Source organism: Ruania suaedae, assembly GCF_021049265.1.
Lineage (GTDB): Bacteria > Actinomycetota > Actinomycetes > Actinomycetales > Beutenbergiaceae > Ruania > Ruania suaedae.
This window is the reverse complement of record NZ_CP088018.1, coordinates 1,433,614-1,460,189: the sequence shown is the minus strand read 5'-3', so window position 1 is coordinate 1,460,189 and position 26,576 is coordinate 1,433,614. Positions and strand designations below refer to the sequence as shown.

32 protein-coding genes are annotated in these 26,576 nt (G+C 71.2%); 9 read left to right on the top strand and 23 right to left on the bottom strand.

Annotation, left to right across the window (positions count from 1 at the left end; genetic code table 11):
* The first annotated feature begins 48 nt into the window (after positions 1–48).
* Positions 49–1,137, top strand: coding sequence for an aminotransferase-like domain-containing protein (locus tag LQF12_RS06730; protein ID WP_231055197.1), 1,089 nt, complete (start codon positions 49–51; stop codon positions 1,135–1,137).
* 94 nt (positions 1,138–1,231) lie between these two features.
* On the top strand, positions 1,232–2,278 hold the full coding sequence (gene ligD, locus LQF12_RS06725; RefSeq protein WP_231055196.1) for a non-homologous end-joining DNA ligase: 1,047 nt from the start codon (positions 1,232–1,234) through the stop codon (positions 2,276–2,278).
* Between the two features lie 29 nt (positions 2,279–2,307).
* Here the strand turns inward: ligD and LQF12_RS06720 are convergent, their stop codons facing one another.
* The 5 genes from LQF12_RS06720 to LQF12_RS06700 form a co-directional block, all read right to left on the bottom strand.
* Positions 2,308–2,706: a type II toxin-antitoxin system VapC family toxin gene (locus LQF12_RS06720; protein WP_231055195.1), complete on the bottom strand. Its 399-nt coding sequence runs from the start codon at positions 2,704–2,706 to the stop codon at positions 2,308–2,310.
* A complete protein-coding gene (locus LQF12_RS06715) occupies positions 2,703–2,969 on the bottom strand; it encodes a type II toxin-antitoxin system VapB family antitoxin (protein WP_231055194.1) in 267 nt (88 codons plus the stop codon). The genes LQF12_RS06720 and LQF12_RS06715 overlap by 4 nt, the downstream gene beginning before the upstream one ends.
* 58 nt (positions 2,970–3,027) lie before the next feature.
* Positions 3,028–4,056: an ATP-dependent DNA ligase gene (locus LQF12_RS06710; RefSeq protein ID WP_231055546.1), complete on the bottom strand. Its 1,029-nt coding sequence runs from the start codon at positions 4,054–4,056 to the stop codon at positions 3,028–3,030.
* Positions 4,057–4,147: 91 nt separating this feature from the next.
* On the bottom strand, positions 4,148–4,756 hold the full coding sequence (gene thpR / locus LQF12_RS06705) for an RNA 2',3'-cyclic phosphodiesterase (protein WP_231055193.1): 609 nt from the start codon (positions 4,754–4,756) through the stop codon (positions 4,148–4,150).
* Positions 4,753–5,751, bottom strand: coding sequence for a hypothetical protein (locus tag LQF12_RS06700; protein WP_231055192.1), 999 nt, complete (start codon positions 5,749–5,751; stop codon positions 4,753–4,755). Before LQF12_RS06700 ends, thpR begins: the two co-directional genes overlap by 4 nt.
* Positions 5,752–5,787: 36 nt before the next feature.
* Here LQF12_RS06700 and LQF12_RS06695 point away from each other — a divergent pair, with 36 nt between their 5' ends.
* Positions 5,788–6,294 carry a hypothetical protein gene (locus LQF12_RS06695; RefSeq protein WP_231055191.1) on the top strand — a complete coding sequence of 169 codons (507 nt, stop codon included), beginning with the start codon at positions 5,788–5,790 and terminating at the stop codon, positions 6,292–6,294.
* A gap of 16 nt (positions 6,295–6,310) precedes the next feature.
* On the opposite strand, the gene LQF12_RS06690 is transcribed toward LQF12_RS06695, so the two are convergent.
* Positions 6,311–6,985 carry a nucleoside/nucleotide kinase family protein gene (locus LQF12_RS06690; RefSeq protein ID WP_231055190.1) on the bottom strand — a complete coding sequence of 225 codons (675 nt, stop codon included), beginning with the start codon at positions 6,983–6,985 and terminating at the stop codon, positions 6,311–6,313.
* A 25-nt stretch (positions 6,986–7,010) separates the two neighbouring features.
* Entirely contained in the window at positions 7,011–7,907 is an 897-nt protein-coding gene (locus LQF12_RS06685; RefSeq protein WP_231055545.1) for a TrmH family RNA methyltransferase, read from the bottom strand.
* Positions 7,908–8,015: 108 nt separating this feature from the next.
* Here LQF12_RS06685 and LQF12_RS06680 point away from each other — a divergent pair, with 108 nt between their 5' ends.
* From LQF12_RS06680 to LQF12_RS06665, 4 genes are all read left to right on the top strand, one after another.
* On the top strand, positions 8,016–8,267 hold the full coding sequence (locus LQF12_RS06680; protein ID WP_231055189.1) for a hypothetical protein: 252 nt from the start codon (positions 8,016–8,018) through the stop codon (positions 8,265–8,267).
* Between the two features lie 87 nt (positions 8,268–8,354).
* A complete protein-coding gene (locus LQF12_RS06675; RefSeq protein WP_231055188.1) occupies positions 8,355–9,200 on the top strand; it encodes a formate/nitrite transporter family protein in 846 nt (281 codons plus the stop codon).
* A 100-nt stretch (positions 9,201–9,300) separates the two neighbouring features.
* Positions 9,301–9,963 (top strand): hypothetical protein, encoded by a 663-nt coding sequence (locus LQF12_RS06670; protein ID WP_231055187.1) that lies wholly within the window; start codon positions 9,301–9,303, stop codon positions 9,961–9,963.
* Positions 9,964–10,163: 200 nt separating this feature from the next.
* Positions 10,164–10,958, top strand: coding sequence for a hypothetical protein (locus tag LQF12_RS06665; RefSeq protein WP_231055186.1), 795 nt, complete (start codon positions 10,164–10,166; stop codon positions 10,956–10,958).
* Between the two features lie 195 nt (positions 10,959–11,153).
* Here LQF12_RS06665 and rplT read toward each other — a convergent pair whose 3' ends face one another.
* From rplT to hisD, 11 genes are all read right to left on the bottom strand, one after another.
* Positions 11,154–11,543, bottom strand: coding sequence for a 50S ribosomal protein L20 (rplT, locus tag LQF12_RS06660; protein WP_231055185.1), 390 nt, complete (start codon positions 11,541–11,543; stop codon positions 11,154–11,156).
* Between the two features lie 29 nt (positions 11,544–11,572).
* On the bottom strand, positions 11,573–11,767 hold the full coding sequence (gene rpmI, locus LQF12_RS06655) for a 50S ribosomal protein L35 (protein WP_231055184.1): 195 nt from the start codon (positions 11,765–11,767) through the stop codon (positions 11,573–11,575).
* Positions 11,768–11,799: 32 nt separating this feature from the next.
* On the bottom strand, positions 11,800–12,345 hold the full coding sequence (infC, locus tag LQF12_RS06650; RefSeq protein ID WP_231055183.1) for a translation initiation factor IF-3: 546 nt from the start codon (positions 12,343–12,345) through the stop codon (positions 11,800–11,802).
* A 363-nt stretch (positions 12,346–12,708) separates the two neighbouring features.
* Positions 12,709–13,428 (bottom strand): SseB family protein, encoded by a 720-nt coding sequence (locus LQF12_RS06645; RefSeq protein WP_231055182.1) that lies wholly within the window; start codon positions 13,426–13,428, stop codon positions 12,709–12,711.
* A complete protein-coding gene (gene priA / locus LQF12_RS06640) occupies positions 13,425–14,156 on the bottom strand; it encodes a bifunctional 1-(5-phosphoribosyl)-5-((5-phosphoribosylamino)methylideneamino)imidazole-4-carboxamide isomerase/phosphoribosylanthranilate isomerase PriA (RefSeq protein ID WP_231055181.1) in 732 nt (243 codons plus the stop codon). The genes LQF12_RS06645 and priA overlap by 4 nt, the downstream gene beginning before the upstream one ends.
* A gap of 40 nt (positions 14,157–14,196) precedes the next feature.
* The gene (gene hisH / locus LQF12_RS06635) at positions 14,197–14,811 is read right to left on the bottom strand and encodes an imidazole glycerol phosphate synthase subunit HisH (RefSeq protein WP_231055180.1); all 615 of its coding nucleotides are present in this window, start codon (positions 14,809–14,811) and stop codon (positions 14,197–14,199) included.
* Complete coding sequence (locus LQF12_RS06630) at positions 14,808–15,431, bottom strand: hypothetical protein (RefSeq protein ID WP_231055179.1); 624 nt, start codon at positions 15,429–15,431, stop codon at positions 14,808–14,810. Before LQF12_RS06630 ends, hisH begins: the two co-directional genes overlap by 4 nt.
* Positions 15,428–16,048 (bottom strand): imidazoleglycerol-phosphate dehydratase HisB, encoded by a 621-nt coding sequence (gene hisB, locus LQF12_RS06625; RefSeq protein WP_231055178.1) that lies wholly within the window; start codon positions 16,046–16,048, stop codon positions 15,428–15,430. The genes LQF12_RS06630 and hisB overlap by 4 nt, the downstream gene beginning before the upstream one ends.
* Positions 16,045–17,169: a histidinol-phosphate transaminase gene (locus LQF12_RS06620; RefSeq protein ID WP_231055177.1), complete on the bottom strand. Its 1,125-nt coding sequence runs from the start codon at positions 17,167–17,169 to the stop codon at positions 16,045–16,047. Before LQF12_RS06620 ends, hisB begins: the two co-directional genes overlap by 4 nt.
* A 26-nt stretch (positions 17,170–17,195) precedes the next feature.
* Positions 17,196–17,456 carry a PspC domain-containing protein gene (locus LQF12_RS06615; protein ID WP_231055176.1) on the bottom strand — a complete coding sequence of 87 codons (261 nt, stop codon included), beginning with the start codon at positions 17,454–17,456 and terminating at the stop codon, positions 17,196–17,198.
* 75 nt (positions 17,457–17,531) lie between these two features.
* On the bottom strand, positions 17,532–18,881 hold the full coding sequence (gene hisD, locus LQF12_RS06610; RefSeq protein WP_231055175.1) for a histidinol dehydrogenase: 1,350 nt from the start codon (positions 18,879–18,881) through the stop codon (positions 17,532–17,534).
* A gap of 34 nt (positions 18,882–18,915) precedes the next feature.
* Here hisD and LQF12_RS06605 point away from each other — a divergent pair, with 34 nt between their 5' ends.
* Positions 18,916–19,152 carry an RNA-binding S4 domain-containing protein gene (locus tag LQF12_RS06605; protein WP_231055174.1) on the top strand — a complete coding sequence of 79 codons (237 nt, stop codon included), beginning with the start codon at positions 18,916–18,918 and terminating at the stop codon, positions 19,150–19,152.
* A 16-nt stretch (positions 19,153–19,168) separates the two neighbouring features.
* Here the strand turns inward: LQF12_RS06605 and dnaE are convergent, their stop codons facing one another.
* Entirely contained in the window at positions 19,169–22,723 is a 3,555-nt protein-coding gene (dnaE, locus tag LQF12_RS06600; protein ID WP_231055173.1) for a DNA polymerase III subunit alpha, read from the bottom strand.
* Positions 22,724–22,822: 99 nt separating this feature from the next.
* Between dnaE and LQF12_RS06595 the strand changes: the two genes are divergently transcribed.
* Positions 22,823–24,079, top strand: coding sequence for an aminotransferase class I/II-fold pyridoxal phosphate-dependent enzyme (locus tag LQF12_RS06595; protein ID WP_231055172.1), 1,257 nt, complete (start codon positions 22,823–22,825; stop codon positions 24,077–24,079).
* On the opposite strand, the gene LQF12_RS06590 is transcribed toward LQF12_RS06595, so the two are convergent.
* The 4 genes from LQF12_RS06590 to lspA are packed head-to-tail and all read right to left on the bottom strand — an operon-like array spanning position 24,080 to position 26,547.
* Positions 24,080–24,553 carry a YqaA family protein gene (locus LQF12_RS06590; RefSeq protein WP_231055171.1) on the bottom strand — a complete coding sequence of 158 codons (474 nt, stop codon included), beginning with the start codon at positions 24,551–24,553 and terminating at the stop codon, positions 24,080–24,082.
* Positions 24,554–25,048 carry a GNAT family N-acetyltransferase gene (locus LQF12_RS06585; protein ID WP_231055170.1) on the bottom strand — a complete coding sequence of 165 codons (495 nt, stop codon included), beginning with the start codon at positions 25,046–25,048 and terminating at the stop codon, positions 24,554–24,556. It abuts the gene before it with no gap.
* Positions 25,041–25,967, bottom strand: coding sequence for an RluA family pseudouridine synthase (locus tag LQF12_RS06580; protein WP_231055169.1), 927 nt, complete (start codon positions 25,965–25,967; stop codon positions 25,041–25,043). The genes LQF12_RS06585 and LQF12_RS06580 overlap by 8 nt, the downstream gene beginning before the upstream one ends.
* Entirely contained in the window at positions 25,960–26,547 is a 588-nt protein-coding gene (gene lspA, locus LQF12_RS06575) for a signal peptidase II (protein ID WP_231055168.1), read from the bottom strand. Before lspA ends, LQF12_RS06580 begins: the two co-directional genes overlap by 8 nt.
* Positions 26,548–26,576: the final 29 nt, after the last annotated feature.

Here is a 26,576-nt window from a genome sequence, read left to right as displayed (position 1 = left end):
GACGAGACGGTCGCGCACCGACCTGGCTTCCCGAACTACGCTGAGCGCATGGCAACCGAACCCGCTCCGATTTCCTTTGCCCGAGGCGCCCCCTCGCTCGACATCATCGATGTCGAGGGCCTGCGCGCCGCCGCCGACCGCGCGTTCACGAACGACCCGGCCGGCTCGTTCGCCTACGGCACGTCGGTGGGCTACAAGCCGCTGCGCGCCTGGATCGCCGACCGGCACGGCGTCGCCGAGGACCAGGTGCTCGTCACCAACGGGTCCATGCAGGCCGACGCCTTCCTGTTCGAGACCCTCGTCTCGGCCGGGGACACCGTGGTGGTGGAGCGTCCCTCCTACGACCGCACCCTGCTCTCCCTCAAGGGCCGTGGGGCCGACCTTCGCGCCGTCCCGCTCGAGGAGGACGGGGTCGACGTCGCCGCCCTCACCGAACTGGTGCGAGCCAACCCGGTCGCGCTGGCGCACCTGATCCCCAACTTCCAGAACCCGGCCGGCTACTCCCTCAGCGGCGACAAGCGCCGCGCGCTGGTGGAGCTGGCACGAGAGCAGAACTTCACGATCTTCGAGGACGACCCCTACGTGGAGCTGCGCTTCTCCGGTGAGCCGCAGCCGACGATGCTCTCGCTGGCCACCGGCGGTGAGGTCGTCTACGCGTCCTCGTTCTCCAAGACCGTGTGCCCGGGCATCCGGGTGGGCTACCTGGTGGGCGAGGCGGACATCATCGCCAAGATCGCCAAGCTCGCCACCGGCACCTACATCTCGCCGAACATGGTGGCCCAGTCCATCGTGAACGAGTTCGTGCGCGGTGGGTCCTTCGACACCTCGATCGAGACCGTGAAGACGGCGCTGGCCGAGCGCGCCCAGCGCCTGTGCGACGGCCTGCGCGAGCACGTCCCGGACGCCCGGTTCGTCGAGCCGGAGGGCGGCTACTTCCTCTGGGTGGACCTGCCCGAGGGCGTGGACGGCGATGCCCTCTTCGACGCGGCCGCCGCGCGCGGGGTGCAGATCGTCAAGGGCAGCGACTTCCTGCTCGATGACTCCAAGAACGCCATCCGCCTCGCCTACTCCGGGGTCACCCCGGAGGAGATCGACGAGGGTGCCAGGCGCCTCGGCGAGGCCTACCGCTCGCTCTGAGCACCCCCACCCGACGGCGGCCGTTCACCTGCTGAGCGGCCGCCGTCGTGCGTGGCCTCTACCCGCCGGAGCCGGTGCTGGCTAGGGTCGCAGGATGGCCAGCAGTGCGCAGATGCTCACCGTCCCCTCCCCCGACGGCGAACGGGAGGTGCGGATCTCCTCCCCCGATCGGGAGATCTGGCCGGGGATCAGCAAATGGGATCTGGCCTGCTACGTGGCTGCGGTGGGCGACCCGCTGCTGCGAGCGCTCGGCGACCGCCCGGTCACGCTGCAGCGCTTCCCGCAGGGGGTGGGCGGGGAGGAGTTCTTCTCCAAGAACCCGCCGCGGGGTGTGCCGGAGTACACCCGCACGGTGATGTGCACCTACCCCTCGGGCAGGAAGCACCCGCAGCTGGTGGTCGACGAGATCGCCACCGCCGTATGGGCGGTGCAGATGAACACGATCACCTTTCACCCGTGGCCGGTGCGCACGGCGAACACCGACAACCCCGACGAACTGCGGATCGACCTCGACCCGCAGCCGGGCCGAGGTTGGGCCGACATCGTCACCGCCGCGCAGGGGCTGGGCGACCTGCTCCGCGAGCTCGGCCTCACCCCGTGGGTGAAGACCTCCGGCAGCCGTGGCCTGCACGTCTATGCCCGCATCGCCCCCGAGCACGAGTTCCTCGACGTGCGTCACGGCGTGATCGCGATCGCCCGGGAGCTCGAGCGCCGGCTACCCGAGCTGGTGACCACCGCCTGGTGGAAGGAGGAGCGGGGGGACAAGATCTTCGTCGACTTCAACCAGGCGAACCGGGACCGCACCATCGCCTCGGCCTATTCCCCCCGCCCGCTGGCGGGGGCGCCGGTCTCGATGCCGGTGCGGTGGGAGGAGCTGGAGGAGATCTCCAGCGCGGACTTCACTGTCCTCACGGTGCCCGGCCTGCTGGCGAGCCAGGGCGACGCGTGGGCGGGGCTGGACGACGCCGTCGGGGATCTCAGCCAGGCGCTGCGGATGTGGGAGCAGGACGTGGCCGACGGACTGGGCGAGATGCCGTTCCCGCCGGAGTACCCGAAGATGCCGGGCGAGCCGCCGCGGGTGCAGCCGAGCAAGAAGGTCGCCGGGCACTGGGATGCGCAGGGGAACCGGGTCGAGGAGTAGCCGGAGGGTGCCCCTGCCTCACCCGGTTCCTAAGCGCCCGGCAGCGCCGGACGCACATCCGTGTGGGAGAAGTTCTCGCCCTTGTACAGCAAGGGTTCCCTGCGTGCGGTGGCCAGCGCGTAGCTGAAGCAGTCGCCCAGGTTCAGCGCGGCAGGGTGTCCTGTCCCCTTGCCGTAGTCCCGGTAGGCATCGGCCGCGATGTCCGCCTGCGCGGCATCGGTCGGGACGACCTCGACCTCGGCTTCCTGCAGGAGAGCATCGAGCCGGCGACGCCCCTCTGGGCCCACCGTGGCCAGGAGGACGACACGCGCCTCAACGAGGGTGGCAGCAGAGATGCGGACAGGTCCGCGCGCGAGCGCGTCGGCGATGGCCTCAGCATCACCCTCACCCAGCAGCACCGCGACGAGAGCTGAGGTATCGACGATCATCGAGGTAGCCCGGCATCGTCGTAGAGGTCGTCCTCGGCGTGCCGGAGCGCGTCGATCTGAGCCGGCGTCAGGCGTCGACGGAACTCCGCGCCGAGCTCGAGGATGGCCTGCGACCTCACCCGCTGGTAGTCGCCGGTGGCGCGCACCTCCGCCAGCCGGTGGCGGACGGCGTCCTCGACGGCCCCCACCTGGCTGGTCCCCAGCATCTCCGCGAGCTGCCGCACCAGGGCGGACGTGTCCTCGTTCTTGATGTTCAGACCCATGGACCCATTCTACCCTTGGTAGCAGCGTCCATCTACCTCGGGCAGATCGGTGGTGTGGTCACCGCGCCAGCACCTCGCCCAGGTCGTAGGCCACGGCACGATCGACCTGGTCGAGGGTGCACGAGGTCGGATCCCGGTCCGGGCGCCAGCGCAGGAACGTCACGGCGTGGCGGAACCGGTGCCCCTCGAGCTGATCGAACCTCACCTCGACCACCCGCTCCGGGCGCAGCCGCACGAAGCTGACGTCCTTGCTGGAGCTGAACCGGGATCGGTCGGTCTCCCCGCGTACGGCGTCGCCATCGTCGTCGCGCTCCACGAGCGGTTCGAGCTCGTCCACCAACTCCAGGCGCCGGGCGTTGGTGAAGGCGGCGATCCCGCCGACGTTGATGAGTTGGCCCTCGTCGGTGTGGAGCCCGAGCAGGAGTGAGCCCACCCCCTGGCCGGACTTGTGCACCCGGTAGCCGACCACCACCGCCTCGGCCGTGCGGGCGTGCTTGACCTTGATCATCGTGCGCTTGCCGGGTTCGTAGCGCGACCGGTTCGCCTTGGCGACCACCCCGTCCAGGCCGGCACCCTCGAATCGCTCGAACCAGTCCTGGGCGACGGCCGCATCGCCGGTGACGCGGGTGAGGTGGATCGGGGCGTCCTCGGCGAGCGCACCGAGCACCTGCTCCAGCCGGGCGCGGCGCTCGGTGAACGGGGCGGTCGTGAGGTTCTCGTCGTCGAGGGCCAGCAGGTCGAAGGCGACGAACTCGGCCGGGGTCTCGGCCGCGAGCCGCCGCACCCGGGACTCGGCCGGGTGGATGCGTTGCGAGAGCGCCTCCCAGTCCAGCCGCTGGGACCCGGGCTGACCGGAGCGGACCACGATCTCGCCGTCGATCGCGCACCGGGCGGGCAGGTGGGCGCGCACCGCCTCGACCATCTCCGGGAAGTACCGCGTCAGCGGCTTGGAGCCGCGGGAGGCGATCTCTATCTCGTCGCCGTCGCGCAGCAGGATGCCACGGAACCCGTCCCACTTGGGTTCGTAGGTGTAACCCCCCTCGACCGCATCGGCGGCGGGCACGGCCTTCGCGGCCTTGGCGAGCATCGGGGTCAGGGGCAGATCGATCGGCAGGTCCACCCGCTCAGTGTGCCGCCTCCGGCGCGGGTCTGCTCGGAGCCGCGCAGTGCTCAACCCGCTACTGCCCCAGCGGGAGGGTGTCGATCGTCCGGTAGCGGGGCCCGCCGCCGGGGCCCTCGCCCAGACGGGAGGAGACGAGGGCGATCTCCTCGGCCACCCAGTCCGGGCCGCGGTAGACCGCGAGCGCCCGGGCCGCGACCGAGACGGCCGACGGTCCGGCGGCCTCCCGGTCGCGACGGCGCCGGGAGTGGCCGGCCCTGCTACCGGCGCCGGCCCGGCGGGAGGTACGCGCCACGGTCAGATGCGGACGCGGGCGCCGGACGTCCCCGACGCCGGCGTACGGGGCGCGGGCACAGGCGACCATCAGGTCGGTCAGGGCGGTCACCTCCCCCGCCAGCCCGATCCACAGCGTCCGGTCGGTGAACGACCCCGAGCCGGACAGGCTCAGCGCGAGCGGGCCTGTGGTGGTGGCCTCCTCGGCGAGGGCGGCGCGTACGTCGGGGGCTGCGCCGTCGGGAATCTCGCCGTAGAAGGCGAGGGTCAGGTGCAGGTTCTCCCGAGGGACGCGGCCCAGCGCGGGAGCGCCCGGCCCGATCACCTCGGCGAGAGCGATCTCCAGATGGTCCAGGACGCGCTCGGGAGGCCACAGCGCCGCGAACACCCTCACGGCCGCTCCCCCCGGCGCCGGATCCGCACGGTTTCGACGATCGCCCACCCCAGCAGGCCGGCCAGCACCAGCGAGCCGACCACGCCGGCCACGATCTGCCAGGCGGGTACGCCGGGTACCGGATCGGGCCGCTCCACCCGCACCTCGGCGAAGGTGGCGTCCAGCACGGTGGCGGCGGCACTCACCGTCACACTGCCGGTGCACCCGCCGCTGCCGTCGGGCAGGCACAGCCGCAGACTGGCCTCGGTGCTCACCGACAGGTGCAGGCCCACGGCATCCGCGCCGTCGGCGCTCTCGCTGTCCCGCCCGCTGGCGAGGACGTGGATCGAGCCGCCTCCGCTGACGGCGGCGCCCACCACATCGGCGGCGGCGGTCAGCCCCGGGACCTGTTCGGTGAGCGCGTCGAGCACATCGGCGCTGGTCAGCTCCCGGGTGAGGTCGACCTGCGGGTCGGCACCGACCTGGCGGCCGAACACCTCCAGACCCCTCACCTGCCGCTCGATCTGCGCCTCACCCTCGGGCGCCATGGCGACGGCGGCCGAGATCGTGCCGATGTCCAGGACCTGGGTCCCGAGCAGGTCCACGGTGCCACCCTCGACGGTGGAGCGTGCGCTCAGGTCCCCGTCCTCGACCCGGGTGCTGTGGGCGTTGACCTGACGGAAGGTGAGCAGGCTGCCGATCTCGTAGGGACCGACGGCCTCGCCATCGCCGCCCTCGGGGGCCGGAGGGGTCTGCGCCTCCACGCCGCGCACCTCGAGGCCATCCACGGCGGACTGGCCGGCGAGGGTGTCGAGCAGTCCCGAGAGCGCCCCGGCGGCCCCCTCGACCTGCACGTCCCACTGCAGGTCCGCCACCACGGCGTCCACCGCGAGCGCGTGCGCGGACCCGCCGGTGCTCGCGCTCGCCGGCACCGTCCCACCGGCGAGCAGGCCGGCGACCGCGAGGATCGCCGTCGTGAGCCACGCCACGAGCTGGCGGGGCCGGGAGCGTTTCATCCCTGCGAGCCTACCGGGCGGTCCTAGGCTGCCCGGGTGCACTCCCTGAACCACCTCCGCGCCACCTACCGGCGCCTGGGTACCGGCGAGCTGGCGGCGGCCACGGCATTCTCGATGGCGTATCTGCTGGTCCGGGACCGGTTCACGGCACAGGACCAGATCGCCCTCGGTCTGGCCATGGTCCCGCTGGTGCTGATTCTGGTCCAGGCGGGAGCCTACTGGCTGCTCGCGCTGCGCTGGGTGGGTGTCGCAGCGATGCCATCGCCCCTGGCGGGGATCTACGCCGCGTTCAGGTGGGCGAACCCGGTGGTGCTGGCGGGAAGTCTCGGGGCACTGATGTGGTGGGCCTCGACGCCCGGCGTGATGGTCCTGGGCGTCGGGCTGTGGCTGTTCGCGGTGGTCGAGCAGGTGAACTACTTCGTCCGCCGGCTGGCCTATCCGGCGTCACGATGGCTGACCCTGGTGGCCCGGCACCGCACCCCACAACTGATGAGGGACGTCCGCGCAGGCCGCGGACCGGATCGCGCGGAGGCCCCGCGATGAGACTCCCCGGATCTCCTCAGCCGTCCTGCCAGGACACCTGGACGTCCGCGCGTGGAGCCGTCGCCTCGATCAGTTCGGCGTTGCGCGCATCGGATCCGTCGGTGAAGGCCAGTGCCCGCTCCATGGTCTTGCCGTTGGCGAGGTGGCGTGCGAGGAGCCGCTCACGCCTGCCCACCGGATCGGTGGCCAGGTACCAGGTCTCGTCGACGATGCTCGCGATCTCGTTCCAGGGCGGGGCCTCGGCGAGGAGGTAGTTGCCCTCGGTCAGGACGACTGTCACATCACCGGAGATGGGCACCGCACTCCCGATCGACTCCTCGATCGTGCCGCGCACGTACCGCGGCGCGTAGATGGTGTCGTCGCCGGGGCGCTGATCACGCAACCGGCGCAGCAGGGCGAGGTACCCGTCCGCGTCGAAGGTGTCGATCGCCCCCTTGCGATCGGCCCGGCCGAGGCGCTCCAGCTCGGCCTGGGCGAGGTGGAAACCGTCCATGCCCACGACGGCGGAGCTGAGCCCGTGGCCGGCGAGGTCGGCCTGCAGGGCGTCGGTGAGGGTGGACTTGCCGGCGCCGGGGGCGCCGATGATGCCGATGAGGGTCCGCTGCGACCCGGCGCCGGCGCGGGCGCGGGCCAGGATGCGTGCGGTGAGCCTGGTGACCCGGCCCGGGGCAGCGGTGAGGTGCAGGGACAAGGCGACTCCCGTCGTCGTGGATCGGTCAGCGGTGCGCCGCGCGGTGGGCTTGTCGTCGGGCCGCTCGTTGGGCCCGGGCCGAGGCGTACAGGCAGATCGTGGCCGCCATGGCTAGGTTCAGGGATTCGGCGTAGCCGTGGATCGGGATCTGCACCACGGCGTCCGCGCGGTCGAGGTCCTCGGGGGCCAGGCCATGGGCCTCGTTGCCGAAGATCCACAGCGTCGGACGGGCAAGGTCGGGGGCGTCGGTGGCGTCGAGGGCGTCGTCCGGGTGCGCGGTCCGGCCGGCCGCGTCGGCGAGATCGTCCAGATCCAGCTCACCGGACCCGTCGGCGGCGAGGATCTGCAGGCCGGCGTCGCGTGCGGCGGCGAGGACGGTCGCGAGATCGGTGCCCGTGAGCACCGGCAGGTGGAAGAGCGATCCGACGCTCGAGCGCACCACCTTGGGATTGTGCACGTCGACGCTGCCGCGGGTGAGCACACAGGCGTCGGCGCCGGCGGCGTCGGCCGCGCGGATCACGGTGCCGGCGTTGCCGGGGTCGCGCACCTGGTGGGCCAGCGCGACCAGCTGCGCGCCGGCGAGCTGCGGCGTTCCGGGCTGCTGGTCCTCGTGGCGCAGCACGGCGAGCACGCCCTGGGCGTCCGCGCTCATCGCGGCCAGCACCTCAGGCGTGGCCAGATGGCTGTACAGGCCGGCCGCCTGCGCGGCGTCGGTGATCTCCGGGTATCGCTGCGCAGCCTCCACCGTCAGGTACACGTCCCGCACCTGCGCGGCCGCGAAGCGCACAGCCTCGCGTACCGCCTGCGGGCCCTCGGCCAGGAACTGACCGCGCCGCGAGCGCACGGACCCCTGGGACAGGGCGCGCACGGCGCGGACGCGGTCGGACGTCGCGTTGCTGAGGTCGGGTTCCACGCGCTCCAGTATCGCGGCTCGTGCCCTTGCCCGGCACACCAGGGCTCTGCCGCACGGGCTGACAACTCGCGATCGGCCCGGTAGCGTCGCCGGGAACGCGTCGCTGAGGGGGCTGACATGCTGAAGAGTCCTGTCTTCTGGATCCTGGTGATCGGGGTGTTGTTCGTCGTCGGAACGGCGGTCCTGGTCACCCTGCTCGTCCTGATCGCCTCGCGGCGACGGCCCCAGGGGCCGGCCACTCCGCCGTGGCAGGCCGGTCCGCCGCCGCACGTGGGTGGGCCGGATGGGCCGGCGACGTCCTCGGCGGAGCCGCCATCGACCGCCCCTGCGCCCCATGCGGAGACGAGCCGGGATCGGCCTCAGCCGTAGCCGCTCCAGAGCCCGCCGATCGTGGCAGGCCGGGCTCGCCGGGCGGGTCCGTGAGCGCGGATCGCCTCGGGTCCGTAGGCTGACGCGATGGTCGACCAGAAGCGACAGCGCCAACGCATCGGCAGCAACGACCTCGACGTCGAGGACGAACTGCTCGCCGAGGCGGCCGACACCGTCCAGGAAGGCACCAAGCGGCTGAACCGGCGGTGGGTCGAGCTGATCGCCACCGGGCTGTTCGGCGGGATCGACATCGGCTTCGGCGTCCTGGCGCTCGTGCTCGTCAAGCAGGCCACGGGCTCCGACATCCTCGCCGGGATGGCCTTCGGCGTCGGGCTCCTGGCGCTGAAGCTGGCGCACTCGGAGCTGTTCACCGAGGAGTTCCTGCTGCCGATCAACGCGATCCTGGCGGGCCAGGGAACCTGGTGGCAGCTGGTCCGGCTGTGGTCGGTGATGCTGGTCGGGAACCTGGCCGGCGGGATCGCCTTCGCCTGGCTGATCGTGCTGGCTCTTCCCGGCTATCACACCACCCTCATCGACAGCGCGAACAGTTACCTCGAGCCGGGCTCCGTCGGCGCGCTGATCGGCCTCTCGCTCCTCGCCGGTGCCTCGATCACGCTGTCCACCCGCATGGTCAAGGGCACCACCAACGATGTCGCCGTGGCGATCGTGTGCATGATCTCGGGGTTCCTCGTGATCGGACTAGGGCTGCTACACGGTGCCCTGAACGCGATGATCATCTTCGCGGCCATGTTCGCCGGCGCCGAGATCAGCGTGCTGCAGTTCGTGGGGTGGTTCGCGGCGGTCATCCCGCTCAACATGATCGGTGGGCTGGTCGTCATCACCCTGCCCCGCCTGGCGCGCACGTACTGGATCCTGCGTGCGGTGCGCCAGGGTGACCTGACGCTGGAGGACCTCCAACGCGAGAAGTCCTGACCCGCTCGCGGCCCGACTGCGACGTCGTCGGCACGCGCCCGGTAATCGCCAGGCCGGTGCCGGACATGACCTCGTAGAGAGAACCACGAGCGGAGGCACGATGATGACCACCACCGGCATGCGGCGCGGGCTCCTCCCGATCTCCGTCGCACTCCTGGCTCTCGCGGGCTGCAGCGGCGAGGAACCACCGAGCAGCCAGTCCGAGGCCCCCACGGCGACGGACGCGACCGAGCCGCAGGAGGAGTTGCCGTCGATCGCGGTGCTGGAGGCGCCGACCGGCTATGAGCGCTCGGGCGTGCTCGTGGATCTGGGCACGGAATGGACCGATGTGCTCGTGGCCGAGGGTGGGTGCACCCTCTCCGCCCGCGGCGCGAGCACCGACGACGTCGCCGATGACGTGCGCGCCGCCTCCTTCGACGAGGTGGCGGCCATGGCCGAGGCCGACGGGGCGCCTGATCCGGGCACCGCAGAGCGTGAGCTCGTCACCAGCGGTGCCGGCGAGGGCAACGATCCGGCGCACACGCTGATGGTCGCGAGCGGTGACTGGACGACCGGCGAGGAGTCCGTGCGCGGCCTCGCGCGCGTGGCCAACGTCCAGCACTACGACGGCTCCCGGTCCAGCCAGGTACTGGCACTGCGGTTCGGCTGCCCGGGCGAGGCGATCGAGGAGTCGGAGTGGGAGGCGGCCGCCTCCGTCATCCGGCCCATGATGACCGGGCATGTCGGCCCTGGCGGTCCATGGTCCGACGGAACCAGTGATTGAGACGGCACCCCGGCGGTTGACCCCCAGGTAGGAAAGTGTGAGCCTGGACACAGGGCCGGGGGGCTTCGCCGGTCCTGCACCATTCCGAGGGAGAGATCGAGCATGTTGAACCGCAAGAATTTTGGGTACGTCACGGGGGGGCTCTGGTCGCCGCGCTGAGTTTGACTGCCCCTGCGCAGGCTTCCACACCTGACGATCCCTTGATCTGGCCGTACTTCGGCGCCACTGCAGAGGAACCATTAACTTTGGTTGAACCAAGCGCTACGGTGGCAAATCTTTCACTAATGCAGGCTTTCGGTGCGACTGAATCCGAAGCCATGAGAGCTGCCTCCGTAGCGGAGGACCTAGTTGACAAGGACGCAGTCACTGCGGTCTCCGACGAGGTCCCGGACGCGCTCGACAATACTGACCCGGTCCGCATCGAGCGTTCGGAGAACGGTGCGCTCGTCGCCGCGGTCTCCGTCTACGCCGACGGCTCGCTCGGGTTGTCACTCGTCCAATCGGGCCCTATCGATGATCCGAGCGACACGATCGTTGAGTTCGACAGCGCCAGCGTCGACTTCAGTGAGATCGCAGACAATCTGAGCGAAGCGAGAGATGAGATGGCGGCGTCGGGCGACATCTCGATCCAATCGACGCCGTCGGGCTGCAACTCACTTCCGAGCCAGAATGGCTGGATACGTCGGGCAGACTGCTTCATCTACGACAGCATGACCCCGCCAGTTGTCAGTGGATCCTTCTATTTCGACTACTCCGTAAAGAGCGGTGCTGGTCGTGTTGACCAGGTCTACCCCAGCACTGCACAACAATGGTGCGGTCCATCGACGCCCACGAACAGCAGCCTGACGATCAACCGGAGTGTCAGTTCCGGCAGCGCGCCAGCCCGCGCGGACCACCGGTTCAACTGCGACCTCGGCCCAACATCGGTACCCCAACTGCAGACCATCTGGGTGCTCACTAGCGCCTGGTCAACGCACAACTTCAACCGCGACTAGGAGGCGGCCATGAACCCGGTCTTCGGCCAACTTGCCTTCGTAGTAATTGCCGTGAGTGTCGTCGTCTACCTGCTGGTTATCGCCTCGCGAAAGCAGCACTAACCGCGGAAGCCTGAACCACAGCACGACGGCGCCCCTTCCGCAGAACGGAAGGGGCGCCGTCGTGAGTGTGATCAGCGGAGCTGATCAGCCGCCTCAGGCAGCCGGGCTCTTGGGAGCGTTGATGTCCTCCGGCAGGGCCGCCTTCGCCTGAGCGACCAGGGCGTTGAACGCCACCGAGTCGTGCACGGCGAGGTCAGCGAGCACGCGACGGTCGACCTCGACACCGGCGGCCTTGAGGCCCTGGATGAGGCGGTTGTACGTCATGCCCTGAGCCCTGGCCGCGGCGTTGATGCGCTGGATCCACAGGCGACGGAAGTCACCCTTCTTGGCCCGGCGGTCACGGTAGGAGTAGCTCAGCGAGTGAGTGACCTGCTCCTTGGCCTTGCGGTAGAGCCGCGAGCGCTGCCCGCGGTACCCGCTGGCCTGCTCGAGAACTGTCCTGCGCTTCTTCTGGGCGTTGACCGCCCGCTTGACGCGTGCCACGTCTTACTCCTTGCGTTCGGGGGCCGGCGTTACTTGCCGAGCAGCTTCTTGATGTTCTTCACGTCGGCCGGGGCGACCTCGACGTCGTTCACGAGGCGGCGAGCGTTGCGGCTGCTGCGCTCCTGGAACTTGTGCACGTGGCGGGCACGCTCGCGCATGACCTTCCCGGACCCGGTGACCCGGAAGCGCTTCTTGGCACCGGAGTTCGTCTTGTTCTTCGGCATCGTTCCCTCTTCTTCTCTGTCAGAGCGCTGCCTCACCCTGCGGTGGCAGCGTCCTCGGCGTCCTGGTCCTTGCGGCGACGCTGTTCGTTACGGGCCTCGGACTTCTTCTTGTTCGGGCCGAGCACCATCGTCATGTTGCGCCCGTCCTGGCGGGGCACGCTCTCCACGTGGCCGAGCTCGGCCACGTCGTCGGCCAGGCGCTGCAGCAGCCGCATGCCCATCTCCGGGCGGGACTGCTCACGGCCGCGGAACATGATCATGACCTTGACCTTGTCCCCGCCCTTGAGGAACCGCTCGACGTGGCCCTTCTTGGTGCCGTAGTCGTGCGGATCGATCTTCAGCCGGAACCGGATCTCCTTCAGGACCGTGTTGGCCTGGTTCCGCCGCGCGTCGCGCGCCTTCATGTCGGCCTCGTACTTGTACTTGCCGAAGTCCATGAGCTTGCACACGGGCGGACGTGCGGTCGGGGCGACCTCGACCAGGTCGAGATCGGCCTCCTGAGCCAATCGGAGGGCGTCTTCGACGCGCACGACGCCGACCTGTTCGCCGCCCGGTCCGACCAGGCGTACCTCGGGCACGCGGATCCGATCGTTGATACGGGGCTCGCTGATGTGGTGCTCCTCACCTGAGATGGACGTCAGTTCACCGTCGCCATGAAAAAACCTCCGGGCGACGTGCGCACGGAGGTGTCAGGTGGCGCCGTACCTGGGTACGACGGAGGACGCAAGTTCCTCGACCTGGACCCGGGCTCCGTCGGAGGCGACTGGGTCGCTTCCGGTCGAGCAAGGGTGGGAGAGTCTCCGCTTGCACACCGGCACTGGATCGATCGTCCACCACCGAGGTGGCGAACTCACGAGTCAGAGCCGATTGGTCAGCCCCAAGAATAGCACGCGGACCCCCGCTGCTGCAGGGGCCGGCCCCGGCCTCGGCTGCGACGTGGCTCACGACAGCGCGCGGACCGCCAGCTCCAACGAATCCACGCGCTCGGTCACCGTCTCGTCGGCGGCCAGCACCCGGCTCGCCGCCGCGAGCAGCTCCTCCACCCGCTCCCGCGCCAGACCCGCCGGCAAGCCCAGGACCACCCGGATCTCTGCCTGCCGGCCCGGCTCCACCCGGATGGCTCCGACCTCGGGGACGGCCGCCACCGCGCGTCCGACGGCGGCGCGTACCTCTGGGTCCTCGATCGCCGGGACCCATGTGCGCTGGCGGGCCAGCGCCCAGACGGCGGGCCGGGGCAGCAGCACCGTGACCGGGCCGCCAGGATCGAGCACCACCAGCCCGTCGGCGTCGGAGACGGAGGCGAGCGCCGCCCGCGGGCCCTCCACCGGAATGGGCCGGGCATCGCTGCGCCATCGGTGCAGCGCGTCCAGGCTCGAGAACACCGGGGTGGCGGCGCGGCCGTCGGGCGCAGCGACCGTGACCATGGCGGCCGAGGCGGACTTCTCCCCCGCGACACCGTGCTCGTCGGGCTCCGCCATCTCCTCCACCTGCGCCACCACGGGTACGAGCACCCGGACCCCGGCGAGGGCCGCGACCACCGCGGGCAGGCGCTCCTGCTCGGGCCGGGACAGTGCGGCCGCCAGCGCGGCAGGGGCGGAGCCGTCGTCGCCGGCATAGGGGGAGCTCGGCGGCAGGGCACGGCCCTCGCGAGAGGAGATCACGGCCTCCCGGCGACGTCCAGCGCCTCGGGCAGCGTGAAGGCACCGGCGTAGAGCGCCTTGCCGACGATGGCGCCCTCGACGCCGGTGTCGGTCAGGGTCCGCAGCGCCGCCAGGTCGGCCAGGCTGGAGACCCCACCGGAGGCGACCACCGGGGCCTCGGTGCTCTCGCACACCTGCCGCAGCAGATCGAGGTTCGGACCCTGCAGCGTGCCGTCCTTGGTGACGTCGGTGACGACGTACCGTGAGCAGCCGTCGGCGTCGAGCCGGGCCAGCACCTCCCACAGGTCGCCGCCCTCCCGGGTCCATCCGCGCGCGGCCAGCGTGGTACCGCGCACATCCAGCCCGACGGCGATCCGGTCCCCGTGCCTGGCGATCGCGGCCGCCGTCCACTCCGGGTTCTCCAGCGCCGCCGTACCGAGGTTCACCCGCCGGCACCCGGTCGCCAGTGCCCGCTCGAGGGAGTCGTCGTCGCGGATCCCGCCCGAGAGCTCGACGTCGACGTCCAGCGCGCCGACCACCTCGGCGAGCAGCTCGGCATTGGATCCGCGGCCGAAGGCGGCGTCGAGGTCGACCAGGTGGATCCATTCCGCACCATCGGCCTGCCAGGCCAGGGCGGCGTCCATCGGGGCGCCGTAGCGGGTCTCCGACCCTGCCTCGCCCTGGACCAGGCGGACGGCCTGGCCGTCGGCGACGTCGACGGCGGGGAGCAGCTGCAGGCGAGTGGTCACGCGGGGTCCTCTTTCACGGGCTTGGTCACTGTCGGGTCGTTCACAACGTGCCGAGCCAGTTGCGCAGCAGCTCGGCTCCGGCGTCCCCGGACTTCTCCGGGTGGAACTGGGTGGCGCGCAGCGGACCGTTCTCGGCGGCCGCGACGAACCGGGTCTGCCCGTGCTCGGCCCAGGTCACCTCGACGAAGTCGGGGGCGCTGCGCGCGGCGTAGGAGTGGACGAAGTAGAAGCGCTCGTGCTCGATCCCGGCGAAGAGGGCGCTGCCGGCGGGGGGTTCCACCGTCGACCAGCCCATGTGCGGCACGACCGGGGCATCCAGGCGTTCGACCACACCCGACCACTGGTCGAGCCCGTCGGCCGGCTGGCCGTGCTCCTCGCCGCGGGTGAACATCACCTGCAGTCCGACACAGATGCCCAGCACCGGCAGTCCCCCGGCCAGGCGGCGATCAACCAGGCGCGGCGCGCCCGCCGCCCGCAGGCCCGCCATCACCGAGCTGAAGGCGCCCACCCCCGGCACCACCAACCCGTCGGCGACCATGACCGCACCCGGGTCGGCCGTCAGGTCCACCTCGGCGCCGACCCGCTCCAGGGCGCGTACAGCGGAGCGCACGTTGCCCGAGCCGTAGTCGAGCACGACGACGCGTGGCGCGCTCACGGGCGCTTCTTCCGGGTGGCCTTGGACATCAGCCGCGCCGCCTGCCAGCGGCTCAGCTCCTGCGGGGCCAGCCGGCCCGGGGCGTCGGCCGGTGCCAGGCTGCCGAGCAGGATCTGCTCGACCACGTTGTCGGCGTGGGCGAGCATCAGCCCGGCGGAGACCTCCTCGGCGGCCTCACCACCGGTGTACTGGCGACCGGTGATGGTGCCGGTGATGCCCTCCGCGCCCGCACCGAGGCGGGCGGTCAGGAGCACCACCCCGGCCTGGGCGGTGCGGGAGAGGGTGGCGGCGAGCGCGTCAGCCTCCGGAGGCGGACCTCCGAGCAGCTCGCTGGGGTCGTCGCCCGCGGTCTCGATGATCCGTGCCGCCACGGCCCCACGGCCGGTAGGGATGATGTCGGCGTCGATCTTCGCGATCGCGCACAGCCCGGCCAGCGCCGGGGCGGAGGCGATGGGCGTGAGCACCACCGCGACCACCCGCTTGCGCTCGGGCTCGGGCTCGGGTGGTGCACCCGGGCCCGGCTCGTCGTCGGGCTCGGTCGTCTCCCCGAACTCACGGGCGAACGCCGCCTCGAAGGCCTCGGCGTCGAAGTCCGACGCCTCGTCCTCGCGGCCGGTCACAGCAGTCCCTTGGTCGAGGGCACCCCCGAGACGCGGGCGTCGGGCGCCACCGCGGCCCGCAACGCCCGTGCCAGTGCCTTGAACTGCGCCTCCACGATGTGGTGCGGGTCCCGGCCCGCGAGCACGCGCACGTGCAGGCAGATACCGGCGTGGAAGGCGAGCGCCTCGAACACGTGCCGGGTGAGCGAGCCGGTGAAGTGACCACCGATCAGGTGGTACTCCTGGCCCGCGGGCTCGCCGGAGTGCACCAGGAAGGGGCGCCCGGAGACGTCGACGACCGCCTGTGCGAGGGCCTCGTCCAGCGGGACCATGGCGTCACCGAAGCGCGCGATCCCGGACTTGTCCCCCAGCGCCTGGCGCAGCGCCTGGCCCAGGCAGATCGCGGTGTCCTCGACGGTGTGGTGCACGTCGATCTCGGTGTCGCCGGTGGCCCGTACGGTCAGGTCGATCAGCGAGTGCTTGCCCAGGGCGGTCAGCATGTGGTCGTAGAAGGGCACGGTGGTGGACACGTCCACCACACCGGTGCCGTCCAGGTCGACCTCGACGCTCACGCTGGACTCGGAGGTGGTGCGCTCGATCCGCGCGATCCGCCTCGGCTGCTCCTCTGACTGGCTCATCGGCCCGTCACCTCCTTCAGTGCGCCGCGGAAGGCGGCCATCTCGGCTTCGGTCCCGATCGAGACCCGTAGGAACTGCTGGGGACCAGTCTCCCGGATGAGCACACCACGGTCGAGCAGGCCCTGCCAGACCGCGTGCCGGTCCTCGAAGGGGCCGAACAGCGCGAAGTTCGCATCGGTCTCGGCCACGGTGAAGCCCCGCTCGCGCAGCCAGCTCACGCAGGCGTCGCGCTCGGTGCGCAGCTGGGCCACCTGGGCCTGCAGGGCGTCGGTGTGCCGCAGCGCGGCTCGGGCGACGGCCTGGGTGACCGCCGAGAGGTGGTAGGGCAGGCGGACGATGCGCAGGCAGTCCACCAGCCGGGGGGCGGCGGCCAGATAGCCCACCCGCGCGCCGGCCAGGGCGAAGGCCTTGGACATGGTCCGGGCGACCGCCAGGTGCGGGTAGTCGGCCAGCACGGTCAGTGCCGAGGGGGTCCCGCTGCGCCGGAACTCGGCATAGGCCTCGTCGATCACCAGTACGGTGGCCGCGCCGTCGGGGCCCGTGGTGGCGCACGCCCGTGCGATCGCGTGCACATCCGCCAGCGGAAGTGCCGTGCCCGTCGGGTTGTTGGGGCTCGCCAGCAGCACGACGGCCGGCCGCACCTGCTCGATGTGGGCGATGGTCGCCTCGGGGTCGAGGGAGTGGTCCTCCCGCCGCGTGCCGGCCACCCAGGTGGTGAGGCTGTCGCGGGCGTACTCCGGGTACATCGAGTACGTGGGCGCGAACGACATCACGGTCCGGCCGGGGCCACCGAAGGCCTGCAACAGGTGCAGCATCACCTCGTTGGACCCGTTCGCCGCCCAGACGTGGTCGGCCGTGAGCCCGGTCGCGGCGGACTCACGCTCCAGGTAGGCCGCCAGATCGGCGCGCAGGTCCCGGAAGTCACGGTCGGGGTACCGATTGAGGCTCCCGCCGACCGCCGCGACGGAGGCGGCGATGTCCTCGATCACCTCGGGCGGCGGGGAGTACGGGTTCTCGTTGACGTTGAGCAGGTGCGGGACGTCCAGCTGCGGGGCACCGTAGGGCTGCTGGCCGACGAGGTCGGCGCGCAGCGGCAGATCGGTGACGGGAGTGTCGGGCACGCGAACCAGTGTAGGCGCGCGCGGCCTCAGACGGTGCTGGTGCCCCCGCGGCGGTCCAGGAAGCGCTCGAGCGGGATGCTCCCGTTCTGCCACGGGGTCAGCAGCCAGGCGATGAGATAGGCGAGCAGGCCCACACCCGGCAGCAGGAACGCCACGAGCGTGAGCACCCGCACCAGCGCCACGCTGATCCCGGCCTGCGCCGCGAGGCCGGCGCAGATCCCCCCGACCAGGCGACCGGGCCCGCGGCGGTAGCCGATGCGGCGGATGGACTCGAAGAATCGTGTCATGACCTCAACCTACGTCGCCGGACCGGGCGGCACATCCGGGATCGCCCTGAGCGCGACCCTGAGGCCGGACCCTGATCAGCGAGCGCGCTCGCGTCGTAGTGTCGCGGCGCGCCCGTGGGCGGGCAGGTCCTCGGAGCGGGCGAGGGTGACCAGATCGTCGGTGACCTGCTCCAGGCCGACGGAGTCGTAACGGACCACCTGGACCGACTTCAGGTACGCCTGCACCCCCAGGCCGCTGGCGTAGCGGGCGGTGCCACCGGTGGGCAGGACGTGGTTGGAGCCGGCGATGTAGTCCCCCAGCGGCACCGGCGAGTAGGGTCCGACGAAGATCGCCCCGGCGTTGTGGATCCGCTCGGCCACGGCGTCCGCATCGACGGTGTGGATCTCCAGGTGCTCGGCGGCGTAGGCGTTGACCACCTCGACGGCGTGGTCGAGATCGTCGGTCACCACGATCGCCGATTGCGCCCCGGTGAGCGCGGTCCGGATCCGCTGGGCGTGCGCGGCCGTATCGACCTGGGCGCCGATCTCGGCGGCCACGGCCTCGGCCAGGCGTGCGGAGGCCGTGACGAGCACGGACCCGGCGGCCGGATCGTGCTCGGCCTGGGAAATGAGGTCGGCGGCGACGAACGCCGGGTCCGCGGAGTCGTCCGCGAGGACCGCGATCTCGGTGGTGCCCGCCTCGGAGTCGATCCCCACCATGCCCAGCACCGCACGCTTGGCCGCCGCGACGTAGATGTTGCCCGGGCCGGTGACCACGTCCACCGGCGGACAGCTGTTCGCCTCATCAGGAGCACTGCCGGCGCCGTCCGTCCCGCTCACCACCCCGTAGGCGAACATCCCGATCGCCTGCGCTCCCCCGGCGGCATAGACCTCGTCCACACCCAGCAGGGCGCATGCCGCGAGGATCGTCGGATCGGGAAGACCGTCGTTGTCCTTCTGCGGAGGGCTGGCCACCGCCAGTGACGTCACGCCCGCGACCTGGGCGGGGACCACATTCATCACCACCGAGGAGACCAGAGCGGCCAGTCCACCCGGCACGTACAGCCCCACCCGCTGCACCGGAACCCAGCGCTGGCGTACCTGCGCGCCGGGTCCGAGCGTCGTCGTCGTCTCCGCCGGCAGCTGCGCCTCGTGGCCGAGGCGGGCGCGCCGGATCGCCTCCGCCAGCGCCGAACGCACGGTGGGGTCGAGGGCGTCCAGCGCCTGGGCGAGCGCAGCGCGGGGTACGCGCAGGCTGGGCGGGCGGACGCCGTCGAACTGCTTGGCCAGATCAGCCAGCGCGGCGGCGCCCTCGTGGCGCACGCGGTGCAGGATCGGGCGCACCCGCTCGGTGGCCACGTCGATGTCGACCTCGGCCCGGGGCAGCACCGCCCGGAGCTCGGCCGCGGTGAGGGGTCGTCCTCGCAGATCGATGGTGCGCAACATGGTCCCGAGTCTACGGCCGGGCGATAATGGCACGATGACCCGCGCCGACGTCCAGACCGTGCCCATCAGCGACGAGATGATCCGCCTCGGACAGCTGCTCAAGCTCGCCGGGCTGGTCGAGGACGGTGCCGGCGCCCGGCTGCTGCTGGCCGACGAGGCGGTCCGGGTGAACGGCCAGGTCGAGACCCGCCGCGGCCGTCAGCTCGTCGTCGGGGACGAGGTCGAGGTGGACCTGCCGACCGGCGCGTGCCGGCTGCAGGTCACCGGCTGAGGCGCCGGCGTCCACCTCAGGTCAGGCAGTTCGGTCCCAGCAGGGCCTTGAGGTCACCGAACAGCGCCGGGGTGCGCTCCACCCGCAGGGCATCCTCGAGCCGCATCACGGTCGCCCGCCCCGGTGCCGTCAGCCGCACATGCACCTCGCTCACCCCGGGATGGGTGGAGAGCACGTCCCGCAGCTGCAGCAGCACCGGCTCGCTGCACCGGGCCTCGGGGATACGCACCATCACCGGGGCCGACTCGCCCACGGTGACATCGGGCAGCGTGACCTCCATCGCCTGCAGCGAGAGGGTCTCGTCCCGGCGCCGGATGCGGCCCTTGACGACGACGACCTGGTCCTGGGCGAGCACCGTGGAGTAGGCCAGGTAGGTCTCGCCGAAGAACATCACCTCGACCGAGCCCTCCATGTCCTCGATCGTCACCGCGGCCCACGGGTTGCCCTGCTTGGACATCTTCCGCTGCAAGGAGGTGATGAGCCCGGCGATGGTGACCGTGGACCCGTCGGGCCGGGTCTCGTCGGTGGTGAGCGTGGCCAGGGAGACGTCGGCCGCCTGGGTGAGCACGTGCTCGATGCCCGAGAGCGGGTGGTCGGAGACGTACAGTCCGAGCATCTCGCGCTCGAAGGCGAGCTTCTGCTTCTTGTCCCACTCGGGCAGCTCGGGCACCTCGACGGCGAAGCCGGAGGCACCCGCACCGTCGTCGCCGTCGCCGCCCAGTCCGGCGAACAGGTCGAACTGACCCTCGGCCTCCTTGCGCTTGACCCCGATGACGGCGTCCACCGCCTGCTCGTGGATCATCAGCAGCGACCGGCGGGTGTGGCCGAGAGAGTCGAAGGCGCCGGCCTTGATGAGGGACTCGATGGTGCGCTTGTTGCACACCACGGCCGGCACCTTGTCGAGGAAGTCGGTGAAGGAGGTAAACTCCCCCTTCTCCTCCCGGGCCCTGGCGATCGCGGCCACCACGTTCTGCCCGACGTTGCGCACCGCCGCCAACCCGAACCGGATGTCGGTCCCGACCGGGGTGAACTGCGCGGCGGACTCGTTGACGTCGGGCGGCAGGACCGTGATCCGCATCCGGCGGCACTCGCCCAGATACAGGGCCGACTTGTCCTTGTCGTCCCGGGTGGAGGTCAGCAGCGCCGCCATGTACTCGCAGGCGTAATGGGCCTTGAGGTAGGCGGTCCAGTAGGAGACCACTCCGTAGGCGGCCGAGTGGGCCTTGTTGAAGGCGTAGTCGGAGAACGGGAGCAGGATCTCCCAGAGCGTCTTGACGGCGTTCGCGGAGTAACCGTTGGCGGTCATCCCGGCCTCGAAGTTGGAGTACTCGGCATCGAGCACCGACTTCTTCTTCTTGCCCATCGCGCGCCGGAGCAGGTCGGCCTGGCCCAGGGAGTAGCCGGCCAACTTCTGCGCGATCTCCATCACCTGCTCCTGATAGACGATCAGGCCGTAGGTGGTGCCGAGGATGCTCTCGAGCGGTTCGGCGAGCTCGGGATGGATCGGGGTGATCGGCTGCTGGCCGTTCTTGCGCAGCGCGTAGTTCGTGTGGGAGTTCGCCCCCATCGGTCCCGGCCGGTACAGCGCACCGACGGCGGAGATGTCCTCGAAGTTGTCCGGCTTCATCATCCGCAGCAGCGAGCGCATGCCACCGCCGTCGAGCTGGAACAGTCCCAGCGTCTCCCCGCGGCCCAGGAGCTCATAGGTGGCGCGGTCATCCAGCGGCAGGTCCTCCACCCGCACCGGCTCCTTGCCGTTGATGACGATGTTGTCGAGCGCGTCGTCGAGGATGGTGAGGTTGCGCAGGCCGAGGAAGTCCATCTTGACCAGGCCCAGGTCCTCCCCCGCGGGGAAGTCGATCTGGGTGATCACGGCGCCGTCCTGCTCGCGGCGCATGATGGGGATGATGTCCAGCAGCGGCTCGCTGGCGATGACCACACCGGCGGCGTGCACCCCCCATTGCCGCTTGAGGTTTTCCAGCCCGCGGGCGGTCTCCAGCACCCGCTGGGCGTCCGGATCGGACTGGACGACCTGACGGAACTCGTCCGCCTCGGCGTACCGCTTGTCGTCGGGGTCGAACATCCCGGCCAGGGAGACGTCCTTGCCCATGACGGCGGCCGGCATGGCCTTGGTCAGCTTCTCCCCCATGGCGAAGGGGTAGCCGAGCACGCGCGAGGAGTCCTTCAGCGCCTGCTTGGCCTTGATGGTGCCGTAGGTCACGATGTAGGTGACCTTGTCCTCGCCGTACTTGTCACTGACGTACTTGATCACCTCACCACGACGGCGCTCGTCGAAGTCGATGTCGAAGTCGGGCATCGACTCACGCTCGGGGTTGAGGAAGCGCTCGAAGATCAACCCGTGCTCGAGCGGGTCGAGCTCGGTGATGCTCATCGCGTACGCGGCGATCGAGCCCGCCCCGGACCCGCGGCCCGGGCCCACCCGGATGCCGTTCTCCTTGGCCCAGTTGATGAAGTCGGCGACCACGAGGTAGTACCCGGCGTACCCCTTCCCGGTGATGACCCCGATCTCGTACTCGGCCTGCTTGCGCGAGGCCTCCGGCACCACACCGCCGTAACGCTCCTGCAGGCCGGTCTCGACCGCCTTGACGAAGGTGGAGACCTCGTCCTCCCCCTCGGGCACCGGGTAGTGGGGCATGTAGCGGCCCACCTCCTCGGTGAAGGCCACCTCGCACTGCTCGGCCACCCGCAGGGTGTTGTCGCAGGCCTCGGGGAACTCGGCGAACAGCTCGCGCATCTCCTCGGCCGACTTCAGGTAGTAGCCGCTGCCGCCGAACGCGAACCGCTTGCCGCCCTGGTCGTAGGTGGGCTCCTCGAGGGTGGAGCCGGACTGCACGCACAGCAGCGCCTCGTGGGCATGGGCGTCCTCCCGGGAGGTGTAGTGCAGATCGTTGGTGGCCAGCAGCGGGGCGCCGATCTCCTTGGCCAGCCGCAGCAGGTCCTTGGTGACGCGGCGTTCGATGTCGAGGCCGTGATCCATCAGCTCGACGTAGTAGTTCTCCTTGCCGAAGATGTCCTGCAGCTCACCGGCGGCCCGCACCGCCTCCTCGTACTGGCCCAGCCGGAGCCGGACCTGCACCTCGCCGGAGGGGCATCCGGTGGTGGCGATCAGCCCCTGGCTGTAGGTCTCCAGCAGCTCCCGGTCCATCCGTGGCCACTTGCCCAGCTGCCCCTCGAGCGAGGCCAGCGAGCTCATCCGGAACAGGTTGTGCATCCCGGGGGTGTCCTTGGCGAGGATCGTCATGTGCGTGTAGGCGCCGCGGGCGGAGACGTCGTCCCCGGCCTGGTCGGCCTCGCCCCACCGCACGCGCGTCTTGTCGAACCGGCTCGTGCCGGGCGTGACATAGGCCTCGACGCCGATGATCGGCTTGATCCCGTACTTGCGGGCCTTGGACCAGAAGTCGTAGGCACCGAAGAGATAGCCGTGGTCGGTCATCGCCACCGCACTCTGCCCCAGCCGCTGCGCCTCGGTGAACAGATCGTCCAGCCGGGCCGCCCCGTCCAGCATCGAGTACTCGGTGTGCACGTGCAGGTGGACGAAGTCGGCTGACATGGGGGTCAGTCTACGAGGTCCGACCCCCGCAGCAGCCGTCCGCCACCGGCGCCCGAAGGGCCTACGATCGCTGGCACGACCCCCATCCGGAGAGCAGGTATGACCCCCTCCCCCGCACCCTGGCAGCAGGTGGCCGGCGCCGCCGGGCTGCTCACGCCCGACGGCACCACCCGGCCGACGATCTTCGCCGAGATGACGGCACTGGCGGTGCACACGAGGGCGGTCAACCTCGGGCAGGGCTTCCCGGACGAGCCCGGCCCGGCCGCCGTCACCGACGCGGCCGCCCAGCTCATCCGCGACGGCGTCAACCAGTACCCGCCCGGGCCCGGGGTGGCCGAGCTGCGGCGCGCGATCGCAGCGCACCAGCAGCGCCACTACGGCATCGACCTCGACCCCGACACCGAGGTGCTGGTGACCACCGGCGCCACCGAGGCGATCGCGGCGGCGGTGCTGGCCCTGGCCGGCCCCGGCGACGAGGTGCTCACCCTGGAGCCCTACTACGACTCCTACGCGGCCACGATCGCACTCTCGGGCGCGCGCCACACGCGCGCCGCACTGGTCCCCGGCGCCAGCGGGTGGCGGGTGGACCTGGCGAGCCTGCGCGCCGCCGTCACCAGCCGCACCCGCGTGATCCTGCTCAACAGCCCCCACAACCCCACCGGTGCGGTGCTCGAGGCGACCGAGCTGGCGGAGGTGGCCCGCCTGGCCCGTGAGCACGACGCGATCGTGGTCACCGACGAGGTCTACGAGCACCTGACCTACGACGGCCTCGTGCACACCCCCATCGCCACCCTGCCGGGGATGGCGGCGCGGACGCTGACCGTCTCCTCGGCCGGGAAGTCCTTCTCGGTCACCGGCTGGAAGATCGGGTGGGCCACCGGGCCGGCCGAGCTCGTCGAGGCGGTGCGCACGGTCAAGCAGTTCCTCACCTACACCAGCGGCGCCCCGTTCCAGCCCGCGATCGCGCTCGCGCTCGACCTGGAGACCTCGACCGGCCCCGACGCCGGGTGGCTGCCCTCGCTGCGGGACTCCCTCGCGCGTCGCCGCGACCAGCTGACCTCCGGACTGCGTGCGGCGGGCTTCGCTCCGGCCCCCGCCGCGGGCAGCTACTTCGTGATGGCCGACGCCGCAGACCTGCTGCGGGGCGCTCTCGCCGGATCCCGTATCGCCACCGGTGACGAGCTCTGCCGGCGGCTGCCGCAGCTGTGCGGGGTGGTGGCGGTCCCGGCCACGGCGTTCACGACCGAGGGCTCGCCGGTGGAGGAGGACCTGCGCACGTGGCTCCGGTTCACCTTCGTCAAGTCCGAGGCCACGATCGCGGCCGCGATGGCACGCCTGGCCCAGCTGCGCGGCTGATCAGATCCCGAACAGCGCGTCCGGCAGCAGGTGCGGCACGCTCACCACGGCCCAGAACCGGGCGAACCGGCCGACCAGCGAGGTGGCGCCGAAGACCCACCACCGCATCCGCAGCGAGCCGGCGAGCACGGCCACCAGGGCGTAGGGCGGAGCCCCGGCGAACGCACTGACGCCGGTGACCGCGAGCGGGCCCCAGCTGTGCTCGGCACACCACTGCTCGACCCGCCGCATCCGCTCGCGCCAGCGCTCGTTCGGCCGCACCCGCAACCGTGCCAGGTCCAGCACGCCGCGCCCCACCAGGTAGGACAGCATCTTGCCGCCCACCTGGCCGATCGCTCCGGCCAGGGCCAGCCCCAGCGGCGGTGCGTCGGTGACCACCGCGGCGCCGACCAGGTAAGCCTCGGCCGGGAGCACCATCACCACCGCCGAGAGCGCGCAGTAGCCCAGGGCCGCGGCCAGTGCCCACCAGTCCACTCAGGAGCCTCCGGGCCGCAGCACCTTCACGGCGTCGCGATGCCAGATCCCGGCGTCGAGGTACCGTTCGGAGCCGACGGCGTAGCCCAGCGCAGCGTAGAAACCCAGCGCGGACTCCTGCCCGGAGAGCACCATCCGGATCTCCGCGGCGCGATCGGCATGTAGGGCCAGCGCCTCCCGTTCCAGTGCAGCCATCAGCATCCGCCCGACGCCGCGACCGCGGCCGGGCCGACGCACCGCCACCCGGGAGGCGTGGGCCAGGCCGGGACCGTCGTCGAGCAGACGGGCCGTGCCCAGGTCCTGCGCCTGCGGCGCCCCGGCGCGGGACCCGATGGCGAGCAGATGGACGGCGCCGGCGTCGCGATCGTCGAGCTCGTCGGCCGGGGCGACCCCCTGCTCGTCGACGAAGACCTCGAACCGGATGCGGTGCACGCGCGCCAGGGCCGTCGGGTCCGCCGGATCGACACGCTCGACGACGACCGCCGGCTCAGCCATCCCGGAGACCGTCCAGCGCCGACTGCAGGTCGGCGGGATAGCTGCTGCTCACCTCGACCCAGGAGCCGGTGCCCGGGTGCGTGAACCCCAGGCGCATCGCGTGCAGCCACTGGCGCTGCAGCCCGAGTCGACGTGCCAGCACCGGGTCCGCCCCATAGGTCAGGTCCCCCGCGCAGGGGTGGTGCAGCGCCGACATGTGCACCCGGATCTGGTGGGTGCGCCCGGTCTCGAGATGGATCTCCAGCAGGCTCGCTGCGCGCATGGCCTCGAGCGTGCTGTAGTGGGTGATGCTCGGGCGTCCGTCGGCCACCACCGCCCACTTGTAGTCATGCTTGGGGTGGCGCCCGATCGGGGCGTCCACGGTGCCACTGGTCGGGTCGGGGTGGCCCTGCACGACGGCGTGGTAGACCTTCTCGACGGTGCGCTCCTTGAACGCCCGCTTCAGCAGGGTGTACGCCCGCTCGCTCTTGGCGACCACCATCAGGCCGGAGGTGCCCACGTCCAGGCGGTGCACCACACCCTGGCGTTCGGCCACCCCGGAGGTGGCGATCCGGTAGCCGGCCGCCGCCAGTCCGCCGACCACCGTGGGTCCGCTCCAGCCCGGGCTGGGGTGAGCGGCCACGCCGACCGGCTTGTCCACCACCACGACGTCGTCGTCGTCGAGCCGGATGGCCATCCCGGGCACCGGCTCCGGCGGGAGCACCGGCTGCGGGGAGAGATCGGGGATGGTCACCTCCAGCCAGCCGCCCGCGGTCAGCCGGTCGGACTTGCCCAGCGGGCGCCCGTCCAGCAGCACGCCACCGTCGGCGGCGAGCTCGGCCGCCTTGGTACGGCTGAGCCCGAGCATCCGCGAGAGCGCCGCGTCGACCCGCTCGCCCGCCAAGGCGTCGGGCACGGGCAAGGAACGGACGTCAGCCATGCCGCCCCTCGTCCGTGGGGGTGCTGTCGGCGTCGTCGTGGGCCTCCTGGCTCGGCACGCCGCTCAACGGGATGCTGCGCAGGCTCAGGATCGCGATGCCGATCGCGCCCAGCACGATCGCGATGTCGGCCACGTTGCCGACGAAGAAGCCCGCGTAGTTGATGAAATCGACCACGTGCCCGACCCCGAAGCCCGGGTCACGCAGTAGGCGATCGATCAGGTTGCCCAGATTGCCCCCGAGCAGGCCTCCCAGGACCAGCGCCCAGGCGCGCGAGCGCACCCGCCGCGCCAGCACCACGATCACCGCGGTGACCACCACGGCGGCCACGGTGAACAGCCAGGTGGCCCCCTCGGCGAAGGAGAAGGCCGCTCCCGGGTTGAACACCAGGCTGAGCCCGAGCAGGTCGCCGAGGACCGGCTGGTAGGTCCCCTCCTCGAGGCGGCCCAGCACCAGCTGCTTGGAGGCCTGGTCGAGGACGAGGATCGCCAGTGCCGGTCCGGCCATCAGCGCGAGCGGCCTGCGGCCCACCGCCCCAGCGGCGTCGGACGGCTGGTGCGCCCCGGGTGCTGCGCCTGTCATGGCGGTACGTCTCCTCGATCATGACGACG